The sequence below is a fragment of the Cyclobacterium roseum genome (assembly GCF_010119225.1).
GTDB classification, from domain to species: Bacteria; Bacteroidota; Bacteroidia; order Cytophagales; family Cyclobacteriaceae; genus Cyclobacterium; species Cyclobacterium roseum.
In genome coordinates, this window is record NZ_WNKF01000001.1 from 418,781 (window position 1) to 435,298 (window position 16,518).

Annotated in this window: 14 protein-coding genes; 8 read left to right on the forward strand and 6 right to left on the reverse strand. The window is 43.4% G+C overall.

Translation table 11 applies throughout. The features are described from left to right. Positions 1 to 384 precede the first annotated feature (384 nt). From GJQ68_RS01615 to GJQ68_RS01625, 3 genes are all read left to right on the forward strand, one after another. Positions 385 to 3,741 (forward strand): SusC/RagA family TonB-linked outer membrane protein, encoded by a 3,357-nt coding sequence (locus tag GJQ68_RS01615; protein ID WP_235940996.1) that lies wholly within the window; start codon positions 385 to 387, stop codon positions 3,739 to 3,741. A 38-nt stretch (positions 3,742 to 3,779) separates the two neighbouring features. Next, entirely contained in the window at positions 3,780 to 5,258 is a 1,479-nt protein-coding gene (locus tag GJQ68_RS01620; protein ID WP_162415548.1) for a SusD/RagB family nutrient-binding outer membrane lipoprotein, read from the forward strand. A gap of 198 nt (positions 5,259 to 5,456) precedes the next feature. Beyond that, positions 5,457 to 5,837: an endonuclease domain-containing protein gene (locus GJQ68_RS01625; protein WP_235940997.1), complete on the forward strand. Its 381-nt coding sequence runs from the start codon at positions 5,457 to 5,459 to the stop codon at positions 5,835 to 5,837. A gap of 359 nt (positions 5,838 to 6,196) precedes the next feature. Here GJQ68_RS01625 and GJQ68_RS01630 read toward each other — a convergent pair whose 3' ends face one another. Then, the gene (locus GJQ68_RS01630; protein ID WP_162415549.1) at positions 6,197 to 6,748 is read right to left on the reverse strand and encodes a DUF2911 domain-containing protein; all 552 of its coding nucleotides are present in this window, start codon (positions 6,746 to 6,748) and stop codon (positions 6,197 to 6,199) included. A 267-nt stretch (positions 6,749 to 7,015) separates the two neighbouring features. Beyond that, a complete protein-coding gene (gene ppsA, locus GJQ68_RS01635; protein ID WP_162415550.1) occupies positions 7,016 to 9,397 on the reverse strand; it encodes a phosphoenolpyruvate synthase in 2,382 nt (793 codons plus the stop codon). 238 nt (positions 9,398 to 9,635) lie between these two features. Here ppsA and GJQ68_RS01640 point away from each other — a divergent pair, with 238 nt between their 5' ends. After that, positions 9,636 to 10,607, forward strand: coding sequence for a phosphotransferase (locus tag GJQ68_RS01640; RefSeq protein WP_162415551.1), 972 nt, complete (start codon positions 9,636 to 9,638; stop codon positions 10,605 to 10,607). Next, the gene (locus tag GJQ68_RS01645) at positions 10,608 to 11,480 is read left to right on the forward strand and encodes a 3'(2'),5'-bisphosphate nucleotidase CysQ family protein (protein ID WP_162415552.1); all 873 of its coding nucleotides are present in this window, start codon (positions 10,608 to 10,610) and stop codon (positions 11,478 to 11,480) included. Between the two features lie 581 nt (positions 11,481 to 12,061). Here the strand turns inward: GJQ68_RS01645 and GJQ68_RS01650 are convergent. Next, complete coding sequence (locus tag GJQ68_RS01650) at positions 12,062 to 12,898, reverse strand: hypothetical protein (RefSeq protein WP_202927855.1); 837 nt, start codon at positions 12,896 to 12,898, stop codon at positions 12,062 to 12,064. Positions 12,899 to 13,179: 281 nt separating this feature from the next. Here GJQ68_RS01650 and GJQ68_RS01655 point away from each other — a divergent pair, with 281 nt between their 5' ends. The 3 genes from GJQ68_RS01655 to GJQ68_RS01665 all read left to right on the forward strand — a co-directional run bounded on the left by GJQ68_RS01655 (position 13,180) and on the right by GJQ68_RS01665 (position 15,504). Beyond that, positions 13,180 to 14,415, forward strand: a complete 1,236-nt coding sequence (locus tag GJQ68_RS01655; RefSeq protein WP_162415553.1) for an alpha/beta hydrolase family protein — start codon at positions 13,180 to 13,182, stop codon at positions 14,413 to 14,415. Between the two features lie 73 nt (positions 14,416 to 14,488). Next, entirely contained in the window at positions 14,489 to 15,034 is a 546-nt protein-coding gene (locus GJQ68_RS01660; protein ID WP_162415554.1) for an antitoxin Xre/MbcA/ParS toxin-binding domain-containing protein, read from the forward strand. A 2-nt stretch (positions 15,035 to 15,036) separates the two neighbouring features. Further along, the gene (locus GJQ68_RS01665) at positions 15,037 to 15,504 is read left to right on the forward strand and encodes an RES family NAD+ phosphorylase (protein WP_162415555.1); all 468 of its coding nucleotides are present in this window, start codon (positions 15,037 to 15,039) and stop codon (positions 15,502 to 15,504) included. Positions 15,505 to 15,750: 246 nt separating this feature from the next. Here GJQ68_RS01665 and GJQ68_RS01670 read toward each other — a convergent pair whose 3' ends face one another. The 3 genes from GJQ68_RS01670 to GJQ68_RS01680 are packed head-to-tail and all read right to left on the reverse strand — an operon-like array spanning position 15,751 to position 16,518. After that, positions 15,751 to 15,933: a Txe/YoeB family addiction module toxin gene (locus GJQ68_RS01670; RefSeq protein ID WP_162415777.1), complete on the reverse strand. Its 183-nt coding sequence runs from the start codon at positions 15,931 to 15,933 to the stop codon at positions 15,751 to 15,753. Continuing rightward, positions 15,933 to 16,181 (reverse strand): type II toxin-antitoxin system Phd/YefM family antitoxin, encoded by a 249-nt coding sequence (locus GJQ68_RS01675; protein WP_162415556.1) that lies wholly within the window; start codon positions 16,179 to 16,181, stop codon positions 15,933 to 15,935. The genes GJQ68_RS01670 and GJQ68_RS01675 overlap by 1 nt, the downstream gene beginning before the upstream one ends. A gap of 28 nt (positions 16,182 to 16,209) precedes the next feature. Beyond that, positions 16,210 to 16,518 (reverse strand): HigA family addiction module antitoxin, encoded by a 309-nt coding sequence (locus tag GJQ68_RS01680; RefSeq protein ID WP_162415557.1) that lies wholly within the window; start codon positions 16,516 to 16,518, stop codon positions 16,210 to 16,212.

A 16,518-nucleotide genomic window follows, 5' to 3' on the forward strand; every position in this document is an offset into this window, starting at 1 on the left:
TTTGTAAACAAGACACACAAAATTGGTTATTCATGTAAACAATTTAAATCGAATTAAGTAAACTAAACAAAAAATGAGAGAAATGAGGGTGAAATAGCAAGGAAAGCATGTTAAATAATAAAATATCAGTTATTTTGTATAGGTGGCAATAGTAAAAATCTTTCATCGTTCTTCCAACCATTTTTTCATTAAAATTTCCTCAAATTTCGAAATACTTCTTTTAGAATACACTCTGAAACCTGATCAATATTTCTCCTCTCTATTTATCTAATTAATTAGTTTAGGTGGGTAAGTTTTCCACCTTGAGGGCACCTGGATTAAAATGTTACCTTTGTCCCCCTCAATCAAAAAATCTATTAATTATAAAAAACAACTACTAATTTTATGAGTAAAAACCTAAACAAATTGACGAAGGTCTTTTGTACGATGGTCCTTTTTTCACTGCCTTTTTTTGCCCATGCCCAGACAACGGTTTCAGGGGTAGTTACTGACAAAACAGGGTTTGGAATACCAGGAGTGACGGTACTATTAAAAGGGACATCAGAAGGGACCGTTACAGATTTTGATGGAAAGTATAAAATTGAGATAGACGAATCTGATGCCGTTCTTGTTTTTAGTTCAATTGGATTTGATTCGCAGGAAATAGATGTAGGGACCAAAGATCAAATTGACGTAGTATTAAAGGAGGATGTTACCGGGCTAACCGAAATTGTGGTAACGGCTTTGGGAGTAGAAAGAGAGGAAAAAGCACTTGGATATTCCGTTCAACGATTAGATGGTGAGGATTTAGCCACTGTAAAAGCGATCAATCCAATAAATGGACTTTCCGGTAAGCTATCTGGCGTATACATAACGGGAAGCGGAAACGGTCCTACTGCTTCTGCGAACATTACTATACGGGGAGCAGCTTCTTTATTGGGAAATAACCAGCCATTGTTTGTTGTGAATGGGATGCCGATCACAAACGATCTTTACAGCTTTGACGATGGGTTAAATGGCTCCACAACCATTGATTTTGGGAATGCGTCACAAATAGTAAATTCCGACGACATCGCTTCCATTAATGTTCTGAAGGGCCCTGCCGCTTCCGCGCTCTATGGAAGTAGGGCAGCAAATGGAGTAATTCTTATTGAGACCAAAACCGGGCAGGGGTCCGATACGCCAATGGGTGTTGAAATTAACTCAAGCACTACGTTTGAAAACATCCTAAGATTACCTGATTTTCAAAATGAATATGGGTTTGGTGCGGACGGTAAATATAGCTACGTCGATGGTTCGAACTACATTGGTCCCAATGAATCGTATGAAGCATACGGTGAAAATTGGGGCCCAAGAATGAACGGACAGCTTATTAAGCAGTTTAATTCAAATGGTGAACCCGTTCCCTTTACACCGGCACCCGATAATATTCGCAACTTTTTTAGAACAGGAATCACCTCCATTAATAATATTGCGCTAAATAACTCAGATGAAAACGGCGATTCACGGTTTTCATATACCAACCTGGGAAACAAAGGCATTGCGCCCAATACCAACTTGAATAGAAATACACTTCAAGCGAGCATTGGCAGGAGATTACTGGACGATCGCTTAAAAATAAGGGTGAATTCCATGTATGTAGCATCAAATTCTGATAATGTGCCCAATGCTGGCTATGATGAATCATCTTCCATCATGTACGGTTGGTTATGGTATCCGCGGCAGGTGGAGATCAATGATCTGAAAAATTACTGGGAAGTTCCAGGCGTACAACAGCGCTATGTGGAGGATCTTTGGGTAAATAACCCTTGGTTAGTTGCGAAGGAAAATACCAATTCATTTAAAAGCAATCGCTTCATCACCAACCTGAGAGCAGAGTACGATTTTTCAAAAAACTTTTCAGCACGGTTCCGATATGGAGCGGATGTATTGGATGAAGAAAGACAATATCGTAGGGCACCGTCAACTAAAGGTGTTTTAAGAGGAAGTTACCGGGAAGATGAAGTTTCTTTTAGCGAGACCAACGCTGAGTTATTATTCACCTACAACACGGATCGCGACAATTTATCAAATTTTGACCTGGATGTAAGTGTTGGGGGCAATATTATGAAACAAAATGCAAATTTTCTGGTAGCCAACAATCCTGAACTAGCCGAATTTGGTGACACGGAGAGCATTTACACCTTAGCAAATGCTCGATCAGGTGTTTTAGTAGAATCTCAGAAGACTGAAACTGGTATTAATAGTTTGTTTGGAACAACAACCTTGTCCTATTTAAACAGCCTGTTTCTAGAAGCCTCTTTCCGTAACGATTGGAATAGCACGCTGGTAAATCCGATGGAAGGTCTTGAGGGCTCTAATTTCAGCTTTGGATATCCATCTGTAGCTGTAAGTGCCGTCCTTTCCGATTTACTCGACATCTCCCGGCAATTTGCATTTTTGCAGTTAAAAGGATCTTTTGCTGAGGTCGGGAATGGTGCGCCTCCTTACTCTTTTGGAAATACCTTTGCTCCCCAACCGGCTTTTGGTTCACAAACGGCGTACACAACCAATTCTATTTTCTTTGATCCGGATCTTAAGCCAGAGCGCACACAGGCATGGGAAACCGGGATAGATGCACGATTCTTTGAAGGTAGACTTAGAGTAGACCTGACCTATTACGAAATGTTAAGCTTTGATCAGATTATAGATTTGCCAGTTGCCAAGACCAGTGGTTTTGAATTTTATAGGACCAATGGAGGAGAAATCAGCAATAGAGGATTAGAGTTAACTGTGGCGGGTAGAGTGATTGATAATGAGGATCTTAAATGGGATGTGATGTTGAATGCCGGAAGAAATAGATCCGTCATTGAATCGCTACCCGATATCATAAATAGTGGACGGTACTCTATTATAGCCGACCTATTCCCAGGCGACGAAGGGGGTTCTGACCTTGAGTTTGTAGCCGAAGAAGGCAAATTGCTGGGGCAGCTATACGGACTTGGCTTTGAACGGGGGCCCGATGGCCGTATCATCCATCAGGATGGTATTCCTATGATGACTGATGAAAAAGTATCTGCAGGCTCCTTCCAGCCCGATTGGAGAATTGGTATTAACAATAGTTTTACGTACAGAAACCTTACGTTGAACGTTCTTTTCGATGGACAAATAGGGGGTAAAATATACTCCCGCTCCCATGCACTATATGGTACCAGTGGGGCCATTACCAATAATGACGATCCTAACCTGCCGCTGTCCACAATGGAAGGACGAAGAGTCCATTCAGTAGCTTACGACAGTGATGGCAATCCGGTCTACACGCTGGAAAATGCTGGCGGTGTTGTGGGGCCAGGTTGGAACTGGACAGACGGTAACGGAGACGGAGCTTTCGTCAATGAAGATGGGTCCTTTCAAACAGAAGAACTCGCTGAAAATGATGTGGTTGTACCTTCGGGAGGAGCGCAGTACACAGGTTATTTCTACCAATACTATGGTAATGGTTTTAACAGAGATAATATCGAAGCGGCCACCTATGATGCCACCTATGTGAAATTGAGGGAACTGAGTATCAGTTATGCAATTCCAACATCACTAACAAATCAAATAGGAATTCCCAGAGCGAGTGTCTCCTTTATAGGCAGAAATCTCTTGTTATTTACCGATGTTCCAAGCATTGATCCGGAAACGTTCTCCATTCGAAATGGAATGTTCGTGAATGGGTTTGAGAGCACGCAGCTGCCATCCACCAGAAGCTATGGTTTTAGCATAAATCTCGACTTTTAAAAAGCTGGCCAGCAATTAGAACATAAAAAGAAAAAAGCATGAAATTGAAATATATAATCCTTGCCTTCTCACTACTGACACTGTCTGTTTCCTGTGAGAAGTTTGAAGAAATGAACGAAAATCCCAACGAACCTGCAGAGGTGTCAACAAACGTACTGTTGCCATCAGCCATCCGGCAGAGCGTGAATACGCATGTAACCGAATCCTTTCTATTAGGGAACAACATCGCACAGCTGACCGCGAAGACGCTTCGTACGGAAGTTGATGATTATCGATGGAATGCGTTCCCAACCGTTTGGGAAGGTTTTTACAAAAGCCTTACGGATATCGTGGTGATCGAACGAAAAGCCGTCGAAGATGGGAACGAGGTGTTGGAAGGAGCGATAATTGTGTTAAAGTCCTGGATATTTTCAAACCTAACAAATTCTTATGGTGATATACCCTATACCAGTGCCATCAATGGTTTTGATTCTGAATTTACTCCGGAATACGATCTGCAAGAGGATATTTATGCCGACCTGCTTGATGAGCTTTCAAGGGCCAATACGCTTTTAGCTTCCGGAAACGGGATGATTGGTTCAGGCGATATCTTGCTTGGGGGAGATGCCAATCACTGGATACGATTTTGCAATTCCCTACGTCTCCGACTCCTCATGACTGCCAATAATCAGATTCAGGACGCAGGAACTCAGTTTGCACAGATTGTAGCTGAGGAGGATATAATTACTTCAAACAATGAAAATGTCATTTTGGATTATTTAACTGGTTTTCCAAACCAATTTCCGACGCTTCCCCTGAAAACGGGTGATTTTGATGCCGTGGCGTTGAGTAGTACCTTGCTCGGGGTCATGGATGAGAATAAGGACCCCCGACTAAGCCGCTATGCGCGACCTGATAACGACGACTACAGCAATCCTACCTTTACGGGTGCTGACAACGGAGTAGGGGAATCCTGTGCTACCTCGGGGTCTCGGTTAGGAGCGCAGTTTTTTGACGATCCCAACCAAACCTCAGCTACTGAATTGGGGTTAGAAGATCCTAATGGCATGATTATAACCTATGCTGAAGTAGCGTTTCTATTGGCAGAAGCAGCGGACAAGGGCTGGATAGACGATGCAGTAGAGCCTCATTACCAGAATGGTATCAAGGCTTCTATGGACTATTACCAGGTTAACTACCAAGCATTCGGTTGGGCGGATTTTGATGATTTCTACAATCAAGCCTCTTTAGCTTACACAAACAGGCAAGATATCTGGGAGCAAAAATGGCAGGCACTTTACTTTAATGGATTAGAGCCTTATTTCGAGCTTAGAAGGTGGTATTTTGAATCCGAAATGAGCTTTGATGGTATTCCGTTTATGAATGCTGCCTGTGAAAATAATAATAATAACGAGCTGCCGCTTAGGTTTTTGTATCCGGGCGAGGAACAAAGCTTGAATGAAGCGGCGTATCAAACGGCAATTGAGCGGTTAGATGGTGGTAATAACTTTAATGCCCGTATTTGGCTAGTAGAATAGTCGGGTTTGAAAGATTAAAAAAGGGAAATCAATTATTGGTTTCCCTTTTTTGATTTTAATAGTGGTATGACCACCCCCCGGCCCCCCTCCTAAAACAGGAGGGGGAGAATAGTAACTCGTCCTGAGATATAATTTGATATAACAGGCTATTATTTAGTAACTTGAAGTTGTTGAGCAATAAATCCGCAATACCATAATATGGAAACAATTACGACAGTAATGGGACAGCTAAACAATAAAAAAACGCTTAAAGAAATCCGGAAAACCTTGCGCAACAGTCCTACTCCAGCCGAATCTGACCTTTGGCAACAGCTAAAAGGCCGGCAACTGAAAGGTAAAAAATTTAGGCGGCAGCACAGTTTCGGAGATTTTATCTTGGACTTTTATTGTCCGGAAGCGAGACTGGCGATCGAGCTGGACGGTGCGCCTCATTACACCGAGGAAGGGCGGTTGTCTGATAGGGAAAGGGATGCCATTCTGGAATCGTATGGAATCAAAGTGCTGCGCTTTTCGAATAGTAAGCTGGAGGAAGAACTTATGAGCGTTTTAAAGGTAATTGAATCATACTTGGAAAATTAACTTCAAGCTGATTCTGACCCAACCCCCTCCTGTTTCCAGGAGGGGGAGACAGGGGGTGGTAAAAACGCAGATCAGTATACCTTACGCTTATTTTCAAGCAAAATCGGCCAACAGGCATTGGATTTTAAAAGATGAAAAAATTAATGCTGTAAAACAATTTCAGGACGAGTCAGTCCCCAACCGCCTGTTTTCGGGAGGGGGATATACTTCTAAACTCTTTGCAGGATTATAATACTGTAAACTTATACCAGTATTTAAACATTAATTTGAAATCTTTTTTTAAAAGCGGTCACGATTTCAACCACCCCCCTGCCCCACTCCTAAAACAGAAGGGGGAGAAAGGATATTGTGAAAATTCATTATTGCCCGGCTACCGGCACGGTAAACAAAATATCATCCCAGCTAAAGGCTATGGTGGCACCATTATCGGAGGAGCGGATATCTATGGTAAAGGTCTCCACGACGGAATCGATTTTTTGTACAGGGGCCTGGACTTTCACTACATCCCGTTCGTAATCCGGTTCCGCTGCACCAAAGAACACCCCGGTTTCACTGTTTAGAATCACTTCAAAGGCATCTGCTCCGGGCAGGGCATACATGCGGTAGGTTCCCGCTTCTACCGGTTGGCCGCCAAAGGTAACATCCTGGTTGAAAGTAATTTCTGTGGGGGCATTGGCTCCCAGCCGCCAATATTGTCCATAGGGCTGCAGGGCACCGGCACTTTCTTCACCAAAGATGAGCCGGTCTTTCTTGGATGGCTGGCTGTAATCGATGCTGATTTCCAGACCGCCATCGCTATAGGAAGCGGTGGCCGGAGGACTTACCGGCGTGGCGATAAATAATCCATAGACCACCCAGATAATAAAAATCAGCAAGATGACACCGGTGCCAATAAGGATATTCTTTTTCATGGTTTTGCAATTAATACCTTTTCAAGGTACAAAAATAATCGAAAATTCAGGCTAAGATCAGCATGATCATGCATATTTGGTCTTATCGTGGTCTTTGGTTTTTTGTGCAGGCATAAAATTGGGGACTGACTAATTCAACTGATGGGCTTACCCATCCCACCGGGTACCGGCCTTCTCCTCAGGGAGAAAGCATTTGACCAGAGTAGTGGAAGAGATTCGGTTAATTCCTCGGGTTATCCTTTTCTTCAGGGTAATGTTATGATTAAACTATTTTTTGATAGATTCTTTTTGCTCGGCAATACTGATATTTTCTATCCCCTTGAGTAAAGCATCGGGAGTAAAAGAAACACTGTCTATGCCCTGGGCCACAAGAAATCCTGCGAATTCGGGATAGTCACTTGGGGCCTGACCGCAGAGGCCAATTTTTACTCCGGATTTTTTGGCGGTCTGAATCACATCGGACAACATTTGTTTTACCGCCTGGTTATTTTCATCAAACAGGTCGCTGATGATGGCAGAGTCCCTGTCAATCCCAAGAACAAGTTGTGTCAGGTCATTGGAACCTATGGAAAAGCCATCAAATATTTCTGCAAATTCTTTGGCCAAAATCACATTACTGGGAATTTCGGCCATAACATAAACTTCCAGCCCATTTTTTCCCCTTTCCAGGCCAAAATCCTTCATGGTTTCCAAAACCAATCGGCCTTCTTCCACAGTCCGGCAAAAAGGTATCATGATCTTGATATTGGTCAGTCCCATTTCGTCCCGGACCAGCCGTATCGCTTCACACTCCAAGCCAAATCCTTCCCGGTACCGCTCATTATAATAGCGTGAAGCACCCCGGAATCCCAGCATTGGATTTTCTTCCTTTGGTTCAAAAATCTTACCACCGATCAGTTGGGCGTATTCATTGCTTTTAAAGTCACTCATCCTTACAATCACTTCCTTGGGATAAAAAGCTGCCCCGACCGTCGCCAGTGATTCTGAAAGCTTTTCCACAAAATAAGTTTTCTTGTTGGCATAGTGGTGGGTAATGGCTTCAATGGCTTTTTTGTCATTGCTATCACTGAGTTCATGGTATTTGACCAAAGCCATGGGATGGATCCTTATGGAATTGGTGATGATGAATTCCATGCGAAGCAGGCCAACGCCCTGATTGGGATAAAAAGACAACTCAAACGCTTTCTGGGGGTCAGCCAGTATGAACATGGGCCTGGTACGGGTTTCCGGCACTTCACTGATGTTGATTTCCTTTTCTTCCCATTCCAGCTTTCCCTCATAAACCATGCCTTCATCCCCTTCAATACAGGAAGCCGTGATGACCTGACCATCATGTAGTTTTTCAGTGGCATCAGAAGTTCCCACCACGGCATGGATACCCAATTCCCTGGCTACAATGGATGCATGGCTGGTCCTTCCTCCTTTATTGGTAATGATACATACCGCCTTACGCAGCATGGCATTCCAATCCGGATTGGTGATGTCTGCGACAATGATATCTCCTTTTTGCACTTTCCCAGCATCAGCCAGAGATTGGACGATACAGGCCCTGCCACTGGCGATGGATCTCCCTACTGCTTTTCCCTTGCAGATGGGTGTTGCTTTCGTTTTTAAGGTATATTCTTTAATGGAAATGGCATCCCGCTTCCCATGCACCGTCTCCGGACGTGCCTGAACGATAAATAGTTCTCCGCTCAGTCCATCTTTGGCCCATTCAATATCCATGGCCATTTGATAATGTTTTTCTATACTAAAGGACCATTCCGCCAGTGTCTGTACGTCCTGGTCTGAAAGGCAAAAAACGGATCTTTCTGTGGGGCTGGTGGTTACATTCCTGATGGGTTTTTCGGATCCTACCGCATATACCATCTTGTTCTCCTTTTCTCCCAACTTCCGGTAGATGATGCTTTTTTTCTGGCTGTCCAGGGATGGTTTAAAAACAAAAAATTCATCCGGATTTACGGCTCCCTGCACCACGTTTTCTCCCAATCCCCAGGCAGCAGTGATGTAAATTACGTTTTGAAATCCCGTCTCCGGGTCAATGGTAAAAATTACTCCCGCACTGCCTTTATCTGAGCGAACCATGTGCTGAACCCCCACAGATAGGGCCACGTCCATATGGTCAAAACCATTGTCTATCCTGTATTTGATTGCCCGGTCATTGAAAAGCGAAATGTAACAGCGGTGAACGGCTTTCAGTAGGTTGTCCAGACCTGCAATATTCAGAAAACTATCATGCTGTCCGGCAAAACTTGCCGTAGGCAAATCTTCGGCAGTGGCGCTGCTCCTTACGGCTACTGAAATTTCATTGCCAGACCGAAGGGTCTCAAAAGAAGCGGCGATATCCTTTTCTATTTCTTTTGGTATTTTCCCTGAGGACAGGATCTCGCGGCAATTGGCACCAATGGTTGACAGGTTGTCCAGCGTTTCATTATCCAATGTTGACAATTCGGCTTCCAACTTTTCCTTAAGTTGATTTTCTTTGATAAAGGTTCGGAATGCTGCAGCTGTAACTGCAAATCCGTCCGGAATTTTAATACCCAGGGGAGCAAGAGTGGCCAGCATTTCACCGAGAGAAGCATTTTTTCCCCCTACCAGGGGGAGGTCTTTATTTTTGATGGCTGAAAAGGGAATACAATTTATTGGCATAGTAGGAGCTGAATGTAAATGAAAAGGTAAGTTAAAGGGTAAAATACAAATTATTAATGATAAAAGTCATTGAAACTGATGATATTAGTTTGGCAGCTGCCTCAATAGGAAAAATGTAAGAGAAATTGAAAAATTAATATTAATTTGGGACCGCAGCCTGTATAGCCTCTCATATAAAGGGCGCAGGATTCTACCTGGGCCAACCCCATCTCAATAACCATACAATTCCAAAAAAACCATGCCTCCCATAGCCTCCCAAATTCTTGAATGTACCGGTGCCACCACCATCCGGGAGATCGCTCATGTTCAGACTTTATGGAGTGGTTACGGCTCCATTAAACGCTATAAATTAGAAGGAGGGAAGTATCCGTCGGTTATCGTCAAGCACATACAATTACCTGAGTCCGGTAAACACCCCCGGGGTTGGAATACCGATTTGTCCCATCAACGTAAAATCAAATCCTATGCCGTGGAAAGCTACTGGTACGAGCATTATGCCCGGCTAACGGGAGCAGCGTGTAAAGTGCCTCAATTATTACATACCGAAGCAAAAGGAAGCATGCGACTCTTGATTATGGAAGACCTGAATGCCTTGGGTTTTCCCAGACGTTTGACGCCCGATACGGTTTCCTTGTCAGCTGCCAAAAACTGCCTGACCTGGCTGGCCCGTTTTCATGCCAAATTTATGCAGGTACCGCCCATTGGCCTCTGGGAAATGGGTACCTATTGGCACCTGGAAACCCGCCCCGATGAGTGGGCAAAAATGAAGCATATTCCCCTGCAGCAGGCCGCTTCGGCGATTGATCAACGGCTCAATGAAGCTACCTATCAAACCCTTGTACATGGCGATGCCAAGTTGGCCAATTTCTGTTTCGGCCCGGAAGACCAGGTGGCAGCGGTGGATTTTCAATACGTTGGAAAAGGCTGTGGTATAAAAGATGTTGCCTATTTTATCAGCAGTTGTTTTTCCGAAGAAGACTGCGAAATACATGAGGATGAATTGCTGAACCACTATTTTAATTCACTTGAAATGGCACTTGATAAGTATAATGATTTTCAATTGGTTAAAAATGAATGGATGGAGCTATACGCTTTCGCCTGGGCCGATATTTACCGCTTTCTGGATGGCTGGAGTGCCGGTCACTGGAAGATGCATGGCTATAGCGAACGACTGACACGGTCCGTATTGGAAGAATTAAATTACGTTTAAATGCTGAATAAAAGTACCCTTTCCACACTTTGCCAAAACGCCATCAACGCAAGTATTGAAGCAGGGCATCTGATTCAATCGCAAGTTGATCAACCCCATGACCTACAGGACAAGCAGGGGGGATATTCCAGGGCTTACCAGGTAGTGACCGAGGTGGATTTTAAGGCACAGGAACTCATTCTAAAACATTTACGGCCCGGTATTGCCCAATACGATCTGGGCTTACTGACGGAAGAAGCAGCCGACGATCAAACCCGATTACACAAGGATTATTTCTGGTGCATTGACCCCCTGGATGGTACCCTGCCCTTTACAGAGCAGCGGCCGGGATATGCCGTTTCCATTGCCCTGATTTCCCAATCCGGAGATCCGCTGATCGGCGTAGTCTATATACCGGATGAGGATGAATGTTACAGCGCTATAAAGGGAGAAGGGGTGGTCCTGAATGGACAACCATTTAAATTAGGAAATTCAAGCGATGATAAGGTCTTCCATATCTATATGGACAGCAGCATGCAGTCGGCCGACTATTTCAATGCCTTTACCGAACAGATGAAGCAATGGGCAAAAGCCGAAAATTACCGGGAGGTGGTGTACCTTATTGGTTTTGGCGCGGTCCGGAATGCGCTCTCTGTCTTGTCCCACGCAAATGCCTGCTACGTAAAATTCCCCCGACCGCAAACGGGAGGCGGCAGCATCTGGGATTTTGCCGCCACCCGGCTGATTTTTGAAGAATTGGGCTTACCAGTTTCCAATATGAGGGGTGAAAAACTACACCTCAATACGCCGGAAACCACCTTTATGAATCGGCAAGGGGTGGTGTATGCGACAAGTGAAGTTATTGCGGAGATGGTTATGGAGTTGAAGTTATAGACATTTAAGGGTTGGTAGGTTTATGCAATGTCAAATAAGTTAGTGGAGCAAAGCTAAAATCTATAACCAACCTGATTTTCTGGCATTTAAGGCATCATCGAGCCAGGAGACCCTACTTTATTCCGTCTAACTCTTTTATAAATAATAGTTTCGTTAATCTTAAGCTCTTGAAATAATGCACTTTACACCGGAGTAAGTTACTTAACGTAAATTTTCATCATAGTCTTTGAAACAGGGTTAAAAGTTTTAGAACTTTCCAATAACAGCATCACTATCGCATGAAGCGCGGGGGAATGCCAGAGAACGAGGCGGCGACCTGCCTTTGATGGATTAGGATTCAAGAATAAAGTTCTTTTCCGCTACCATCATTTGAAGGCCAATTAAAGACTAATACCAAATGCTATCAACACACTACTTCTAGGAGGAATGGAAATAATAACCAATGGATTAAAAGCCCAGCAAATTTAGTTCTTAAACGCCATTGCCTCAACTAATACTATTAATTGAATTTTATCAACCGAAATACCAGCAAAAAGGTCCAGCAACTTACCGGCAAATTGAACTTTACTACCAATATCCCCCTATTTCAACTCTATCCGCCATCCCAACTTTTCTGCTTGTTGGATAAAGGATTTGATGTTTTCCGGATTCCATTGGTTGCAGGTTGAAATGGTTTGATCCTGAAGTTGGATCACTTCTTCTTCCTTAATGTAGTGTCTTTTATGACCCCATCGCTGAAATATATCTTCAGCATTGCTTGTCAAGTCAATTACACCAAAACTTCCTTGTAGATGATCCGGGAAGTCTCGCTTCAACTCGGAATAGGTTATATCAGGATTTCTTTCTACATGGGCGCGGACTACCTCATTAACCAACCTTCCCTTATTGTATTCTTTTCCTTTGAAAATGAATTTTGAATAATCTTTGGTAGAATAGGAAAAATTGAAATACGTGTCAGAGATTACAAACACTTCATTTTTCTCACTGCGAAATCGTTTGATCGTCATTCCTGCAATTGGAATTCCATTGAATTGATACCCTTGTGATAAACGGTCTTGAAGGGCGGCGCTGATCGATGAACCTACAAGTAGGCCAACCCATTTTGGTTCGGCACCTTCCTGCCAATATTCTCCCAAAGAAAGTATCTGAGAACGAACGGTAAGGTAATCTTCAAGCTGGATTAGACTAAACTCATTGATTTCATTCAGTTTGATTTCCACAATTCCCAAATACTCTCCACCGTATTTAGCCAAAATATCTATTCGGCCATCTCCAGATTTTCTTCCACTTTTTAAGGCGATTTCAGCATCAAGAACTTCTACCTCAGAAAAATTCTGCTCGTCTAACTTTAATATATCCTCGTTTTCCAATAAATAGGCTTCCATTGCCAATTCCTTCCAGAAAGGGTAGGGCTTCATTGAAATACTGTTTGCAGTAAATTGTCTAAAAATCGCCATGTAATCTTATTTTAAAGCATTATTATCCCCAAAACCAACGCTATACTACATAATTTGTCGGAATAAATATATCCAGTTTTGTTTGGTGTCCGAGGGAATTTTGGTCGAATTTGGAAAAATAGCCCAAAAAACCTACTACTTTTATGAGTACTTGTAACGTATCTGTAAATTATCCCAGGCTGACATTAAACAAAGCCGGAATGCCAAACAGGAGCAATTGTCTACCCAAAAACAGCAGCAATATGAAAAAAACTATTTTAATTGGCCTAACGCTGATTTTTTTGCAGGGTATGGTTATTGCCCAGACCGGTATTTCTCTACCGCCCGACCTGCAGGGGCGAATTCCCTGGGATTTACCGGTCTTATCCGCAGCTCCTGACTTCCGGTGGGTCAATCAGAGCGATCCGGTCCGATCGCTGATCTATACCGGTGAAGTCTATGAAGGGAAGGTGACGGAAATTTTTGCCTACTACGCCAGCCCGGCAACCTTGGGAGAAAAGAATCCGGAAACCGGAGAGTTTCCCGGAATCGTGCTGGTTCACGGTGGGGGAGGGACGGCCTTTCGAATCTGGGCAGAGGAATGGGCCGAAAGAGGATACGCCGCCATTGCCATGGACCTGAGTGGTAATCAGCCATTACCCACGGAGCAGCAGGACAACCCCTGGGGTTCAAAAAGCACCCGGCTGGCCGCTGGAGGGCCAAAGCAGGACGACGAGCACAAGTTTTTCCGGTTAGACGAAAACTTTACCGTCCAATGGCAATTCCATTCGGTATCAAATATTATCCGTGCGCACTCCCTGATTCGGTCCTTTCCGGAGATAAACCCGGATAAGACAGCGATAACAGGTATCAGCTGGGGCGGTTACCTTACCAATCTGGTAGCAGGAGTAGACCACCGGTTCAATGCGGCCGTACCTGTGTATGGAGCGGGATTTCTCCATCAGGGTAGTGCCTGGGACAATCAGTTTGATTCCTTGGGAGCAGATGCCACCCAGCGCTGGGTGGAACTTTGGGATCCTTCCAGCTATGTGGCCCATGCAAGGGTACCAATGCTGTTTATCAACGGCACCAATGATTTTGCCTATTTCGTTGAAAACTGGCAAAAAACAGCGAACCTGGCCCATAATGCGCAGTATGCCATGATACCCGAACTGAAACACAGCCATTTGCACGGAGCAGAACCCGGGGAAATTTACAACTTTATCAGTACCATACTAGAAGATAAAAACGATTTCAATAGTTCAATTAAATTGAAACAAAAGGGGAGTGAGGTCGGGTATTCGATTGCTCCTGCGCCGAAAGAAGTTTACCTGGCATTCACCGCAGGTGACAAACGGAGTCCGGAAAGGGACTGGCAACGGATACCGCTGGATAAAGCCAAAGGTAAAGTCACTATTCCTTCAGATGCCAGGCTTTGGTACATCTACTGGGTGGATGAGTCGGAGAATAGAAGGAGTGGGAAGGTGTTAAGTAATTGAAAATCAATACACAAAGTAAAAGATAGTATAAAGTTTGTATTAATCCTTCAAATGATATATATTGGTATGTCAAATGAAAAAAAGTAAGAAATACAAAGCCTTTAAGTCGGAAGACCTATCCTATATTAGTGATTATGAAAAGCCATATGACATTTCTGAAACTTTTGTGGTCAATAAGGGAGACCAGCAAGTCAGTTATGTGGTCAAGAACGGATATGGTTATTTCCTAAAGGATTTTAAAGGTGCCAGGAGTTTGGCAGAGGTGGCTAGAAAGCTTGAGGATAAATTGACCTATGCTGAGATTTCCCCGATAATTGATTTTTTGGATCTTAAAATGGTTGATTTGGCCAAGGCGGCCGCAGTTTCCCAAAGCACTGTTTCCAGGTGGTCTGCTGACAGTAAAATCGGCATACCTGGTTCTTACCAGTTTTTTAAAATGGACGAAGTGATCAAAAAAGGGATGGAGATTTTTGGTCGGGAATCCAGCTTAAAATCCTGGCTGAATACACCAAATATGGCTTTGGGTCAAGTCAAACCCAGGGACCTATTGGTATCCATGACGGGGATAGACCTGGCGCATGAAGCCATAGATGCCCTTCACTTCGGAAATGTCATGTAGGCATGTTGACCTATTACCGTATGATGTCGGAAAAATACCACCGGGAACCTTTTAGTAGTTCTTTGTCAGGGGGAAGGTGGAATCCCAAAGCTTATCCTATGATTTATGCCAGTAGTTCGGCAGCTCTGGCGGCTTTGGAATACCTGTCTATCAAAGGTACTTCTACTGCTCTTGAAACCTGGTATGTGGTTATTTATGAAATCCTTGACAGTGAACTGATTGGTACCCTTGATAAACAAAGTCTGCCACAGAACTGGGACATGCTGCCACATAACAAAGCAACACAAGATTTTGGCAAACTGTGGCTGGTAGAAAATAGTTTTCCATTTTTAAGGGTTCCATCCGCCCGGTTGCACTTATCTTTTTATCCGGAAGAACACAATCTATTGGTTAATCCCAGGTTCCCGGGTATCCAGTATTTGCTCAAGGTGGTGGATTTTAGAAAGTTTGATTATAAACTTGGTAACTAACGGGTGGAATTTGGATTCAACTTCTAATGGTGGACTATCTAAATGATACTTTGTGATTTGCTTTAGCGTAAGAACTGATCTTAAGAAAATCATTCGTTACCGGGTCCGAGGTCAAACCAATAATGATTCAATAGGTTTATTATAACTAATCTTATGTTAATCATCCGCTATCGCGTCTGAACGCAAATCTCTCCAATTGTTATATAATTTATATTATGTTAAATACTGACAATTCCACCCCATCAATTAATAATGAAACCTGCACTGAATAATCGTACATTTCTGGTCCCTCCCTTTTGTTCCGGATACAGCATAAACCAATCGGGGTTCTTTATTGATACGCCTGGACCAATATCCTCTATAATTCCCTTTAAGTGGTTCGGGTTTGCGTTCCCCCTCAAAACTGATGAACGTAAACTCAGTGTTCATCAAGGCTTAAAAGGAACTGTTGCCCCTTCTTCTCTTTGTTGGATTGATTCATCCAGACGCTCCCTATTCGCCTTGGTTGACATCAGGTGAAGGGTTTCGTTAATCGAGTTGTACTCCTCCTCTGATATCATTACCACTGCATGCTGACCACTTTTTCTGGGAACGATAATCGTTCCTAAATCCTTGGATACGTAGTCAAGATGCCTATTCATGGACTTACGAAATTCGGTCATTGTTATGGTTTTCATCAGACAAAATTTTATTGATGGAATTTAATCAATGAGTCGATTGAAGTTCGAATGGCTTTATTTTCGGGGGATTCTCATTAAACTGTTTTTCAGCTTTCCTCAGATCATGTGAAAGCTGCATCCTTAACCAAAAGTCTGCGTTTCCTCCAAAGACTTTGGCAAGCCTAAGCGACATATTTGGTGTGATAGATCCCTTTTCATTTAGAATGTTTGATAACGTAGGTCGCGTAACCCCAAGCAGCTCAGCCGCCTTGCCAATCGTCAATCGATTAGCACGAATTACTTCTTCCTTTAACACCTCCCCAGGGTGTGTATTGTGTTCTATTCCACGTTTCAT

Excerpts from the sequence above, each read along its gene's own strand:
- GJQ68_RS01615 (WP_235940996.1), top strand. The coding sequence starts at position 385 with ATGAGTAAAAACCTAAACAAATTGACGAAGGTCTTTTGTACGATGGTC.
- GJQ68_RS01620 (WP_162415548.1), top strand. The coding sequence starts at position 3,780 with ATGAAATTGAAATATATAATCCTTGCCTTCTCACTACTGACACTGTCT.
- GJQ68_RS01625 (WP_235940997.1), top strand. The coding sequence starts at position 5,457 with ATGGAAACAATTACGACAGTAATGGGACAGCTAAACAATAAAAAAACG.
- GJQ68_RS01630 (WP_162415549.1), bottom strand. The coding sequence starts at position 6,748 with ATGAAAAAGAATATCCTTATTGGCACCGGTGTCATCTTGCTGATTTTT.
- ppsA (WP_162415550.1), bottom strand. The coding sequence starts at position 9,397 with ATGCCAATAAATTGTATTCCCTTTTCAGCCATCAAAAATAAAGACCTC.
- GJQ68_RS01640 (WP_162415551.1), top strand. The coding sequence starts at position 9,636 with ATGCCTCCCATAGCCTCCCAAATTCTTGAATGTACCGGTGCCACCACC.
- GJQ68_RS01645 (WP_162415552.1), top strand. The coding sequence starts at position 10,608 with ATGCTGAATAAAAGTACCCTTTCCACACTTTGCCAAAACGCCATCAAC.
- GJQ68_RS01650 (WP_202927855.1), bottom strand. The coding sequence starts at position 12,898 with ATGAAGCCCTACCCTTTCTGGAAGGAATTGGCAATGGAAGCCTATTTA.
- GJQ68_RS01655 (WP_162415553.1), top strand. The coding sequence starts at position 13,180 with ATGAAAAAAACTATTTTAATTGGCCTAACGCTGATTTTTTTGCAGGGT.
- GJQ68_RS01660 (WP_162415554.1), top strand. The coding sequence starts at position 14,489 with ATGAAAAAAAGTAAGAAATACAAAGCCTTTAAGTCGGAAGACCTATCC.
- GJQ68_RS01665 (WP_162415555.1), top strand. The coding sequence starts at position 15,037 with ATGTTGACCTATTACCGTATGATGTCGGAAAAATACCACCGGGAACCT.
- GJQ68_RS01670 (WP_162415777.1), bottom strand. The coding sequence starts at position 15,933 with ATGAACACTGAGTTTACGTTCATCAGTTTTGAGGGGGAACGCAAACCC.
- GJQ68_RS01675 (WP_162415556.1), bottom strand. The coding sequence starts at position 16,181 with ATGAAAACCATAACAATGACCGAATTTCGTAAGTCCATGAATAGGCAT.
- GJQ68_RS01680 (WP_162415557.1), bottom strand. The coding sequence starts at position 16,518 with ATGAAACGTGGAATAGAACACAATACACACCCTGGGGAGGTGTTAAAG.